The following is a 3,189-nucleotide window of genomic DNA, read 5'->3' as shown; positions in this document are numbered from 1 at the left end:
GACCTTGACTACCTGGTTGCGGCAATGAGTGAGGAGGGAGTACTCGAGCATGTGCGTTTCGGCCTGAACAATATCGGGCAGGCATTCTACTTCAGGAAGAACCAACTCGCTTGTTTTTTTGACATATACTTCTATCTTGCCAACAACGAAGCGGCAAAACTGGCACTTTCAATGGGGCTCGACAGCAAAGGCGGGTACCTGTGGATGGAACGATCGGAGGGAGATTTCTCCACGTGGCCGTTCACTCCTGCAATCGTGGAAACTTCATTCAAACCGCCCTTGTTCATCAGCCGCTCGTGCTTCCGTCACGACTCGCTGATGCTCAGTTGTGAAGGCTGTCCTCATAGAGGCTCCTGGTACGTCAAGGGAGACAAGGACCGCTACAAGGTCCTGGTCGAGGATTGCATCACGTACTTGGTGAGAGCATAGATTCAAACACCGTCCTGAACTGTTCGAACCGATAGGCCACCGGGAATGCCAGCTTGCCTTGCCGGTGGATTTCCTCCAATTCAGCAAGAGTCACCCACATATAGGCGGTGGTTTCCCCTTTCTGCAGGCGGATTGCATCCTCATCAACCGTTTTTCTGACCAAATAGATGTCCACAAAGGAAAAGGCTTTGCGTGCAGTACCGAGAAAGACCAATTCGTCTTCGGTTGCAACGATGCCGGTCTCCTCCTCAAGCTCCCTCCGTGCCGCTTGGGCGCTGGTCTCCCCGCTGACCACCGACCCCGAGGTATTCTCCCAGAGGCCCGGATAGAGTTCCTTCTCCTCCGATCGGAGGGTCAACAGCAGCTTGTTGTCCTGGTTGACCGTCCACACCGAAACCACCACGTGATAGGTGTTCTCAGGGAGGGGGCGGCCGCGAAGATGCTTTCTTCCCAAAGCAATCCTGTGTTCGTCATACAGATCCCAATACTCAGCCATCGAAGCTCCTTGCTCCCTGTATTCCAGTCAAATAAAGCAGGGCTTCCAATCCCTGACAGAGATCGGAAGCCCGACAGTGCATGATGGTCTTCCTAAATGAGTCCGAACCGTTTTACAAAGGCCTCGGCATTCTGGATCGAACCGCCGGCAGCGCCCTTGACGATGTTGTTGACCAACAAGAGGAATCCAATCTTGTTGTTCTTCTTCTTCAATCGACCGGTGTAGACAACCATTCCGCTGGGCTTGCCCCAGAAGGCATACTTAGGCTGCGGGAAGGTGTTGTCGCTGCCGTATTCGACCGGAAGCTCGGGGGTAGAAGGAAGGTCGGCCACCTCCTTGAAGTCAGCCCAATCCTGGATAATATCCTCAACCTCGACATCCTGCTCAAAATCAAGCCAGACGGCTTCAAGGTGACCGAACATGACCGGCACACGGACTGTGTAGCAGTAGACTTCGGGATTGATGGAAAGAATCTTCTTGATCTCTTTCTCGACCTTCTCTTCCTCACCCTTGATGAAGGGGATGCAGTTGTCGGTGATGTCAAAGGAGGAAAGACCCGGATATCCTGCGCCGCTGACACTCTGGTAGCTATGAACCATGATGTTCTTTATCCCGTACTTGCGCAGCGGGGCGAGGGCCATGGCCAAGCCGGTGGTTACGCAGTTGGCATTGGTGACCACAAATCCCTTCTCGGGATAGCCTTGGTCCTTGATCAAGTCGAGCTGTTCGACATTGGTCTCGGGGATGAGAATGGGTACATTGCTCTCATAGCGCATGGATGCTGCATTGGAGAATACATAGAAGCCGTTGTCTCTCAGTTGAGGTTCTGCTTCACGGGCGACTTCGGCAGGAAGGGCGGAGAAAACAATCTTGACCCCTGCCTCTTTCATCGCTTCCATGTTGAACTCCTTGACTTGTACATCACGAATGTTCCTGGGCATCTCAAAGGGCATGACCCAGTGCACGGTGGAAGCATATTCCAAGCCAACACGGGAAGCTGAAGCGGTGGCGTACGTCAGCTCAAACCAAGGATGATCGGCCAGCATCCACATGAATACCTGGCCGACTGCGCCGGTAGCACCCATTACGGCAACTTTAATTTTCTTGTCCATCTACGGTTCTCCCAAACGGCACAAAGCCGTTCATGTACGATAAAGTATCCGTACGGTACTGTTTTTACGTGAGTTTTTCAAGCGTTTGGTAACAAATAATTGAGATTTTTAACAAATTGTTATTATATTAACACAAAGTTTCATCATACTAAACTTCGCAGCGCAGCAAAAATCATAGCAAAACCGTTCGTTTTTGCCTAGAAGGAGACTATCGCCCAAGCTTTATAAATTCTTGCACTGCGAAGGTAAAGGCGATTCCGCTGCCGCTCTTCTGCATGCAGGAAAGTTGTGCTATGGAAGCAAGAATCTTTTCGGTTTGTTCCCGTTTCACGAACATCATCAGAAGTTCCTTCTCGGGCACCAAAGTCGAGCCATAAAAGGCAATGTCATCGGCTTTTGCAGTTCCCCGGCCATTGACGATGGTTCCACCACTTGCTCCTGCCTTGCGGGCGGCTGTCATGATGTCGTCAGCATACCCGCTGGTGCAGATTACGTTGATCAAGTCCCACTCTGCAGTCTTTGGTGCGGGAGAGGCCTCTCCATCCCATGAAGCCGGCACGGCGGCAAGCACCCCATGCACATGACGGTCGTTGCTTATTGCTTTGAAGACTGCATCCTTGACTGCATCACTGACCATGGTCATCAGGATTTCCTTGTGGGAATCACCAAGACCAAGGATGCACAAAAGAGAGCTGGATGCGGTACCGCGCCCGGTAAGGATGGTGCCTCCGGTACTGCCGGCTTTTTTGGCTACCTGCATCAGAGCATCGGCCTTCCCTTCTTCTACAATTGCAAACAACAAGGTATTTCTCATATGCTCTTTCCTCCTTTTGAAGCGGCCATTTTCTTTTGCGTTCGTTTGTAGACAAGGCCCAGAAGCTCAACAATGACCACAGGTGTCATCGAAACAAAGATTATCACCCCGAATGCATCGGTGAGGGGATTGCCTCCCACTGACACCGAGCTGCCGATGGCGAATGCAAGAATGAACGTGGAAGCCATGGGACCCGAGGAGACGCTGCCGCTATCGAATGAGAGTCCGACGAACAGGTCGGGCACAAAGAAGGAAAGCAATACTGCCAATGCATAGGTGGGCAATACAAAGTACCAGATGGAGAGTCCGGTTATCACCCGAATCATGGCAAGAAAGAG

The 3,189-nt window shown here is 51.7% G+C and carries 4 protein-coding genes and 1 pseudogene; 1 reads left to right on the top strand and 4 read right to left on the bottom strand.

All coding sequences use genetic code 11. The features are described from left to right. Positions 1-429, top strand: a pseudogene (locus B3F49_RS05140) (U32 family peptidase); the annotation flags it as partial. Here B3F49_RS05140 and B3F49_RS05135 read toward each other — a convergent pair. The 4 genes from B3F49_RS05135 to B3F49_RS05120 form a co-directional block, all read right to left on the bottom strand. After that, positions 407-925, bottom strand: coding sequence for an NUDIX hydrolase (locus B3F49_RS05135; protein WP_293909462.1), 519 nt, complete (start codon positions 923-925; stop codon positions 407-409). The pseudogene B3F49_RS05140 and the gene B3F49_RS05135 overlap by 23 nt on opposite strands. Before the next feature lie 92 nt (positions 926-1,017). Then, positions 1,018-2,037, bottom strand: coding sequence for an aspartate-semialdehyde dehydrogenase (gene asd / locus B3F49_RS05130; RefSeq protein ID WP_293909459.1), 1,020 nt, complete (start codon positions 2,035-2,037; stop codon positions 1,018-1,020). A 208-nt stretch (positions 2,038-2,245) separates the two neighbouring features. After that, the gene (locus B3F49_RS05125; RefSeq protein ID WP_293909457.1) at positions 2,246-2,851 is read right to left on the bottom strand and encodes a P-II family nitrogen regulator; all 606 of its coding nucleotides are present in this window, start codon (positions 2,849-2,851) and stop codon (positions 2,246-2,248) included. Beyond that, positions 2,848-3,189 (bottom strand): DUF1538 family protein (locus B3F49_RS05120; protein WP_293909454.1); only part of this gene is annotated, 342 nt, incomplete at its 5' end. The genes B3F49_RS05125 and B3F49_RS05120, both read right to left, overlap by 4 nt.

Source organism: Sphaerochaeta sp. UBA5836 (assembly GCF_002432845.1).
Taxonomy (GTDB): domain Bacteria; phylum Spirochaetota; class Spirochaetia; order Sphaerochaetales; family Sphaerochaetaceae; genus Sphaerochaeta.
The sequence above is the reverse complement of the archived record's forward strand: the minus strand, read 5'-3'. Positions and strand labels throughout refer to the sequence as shown.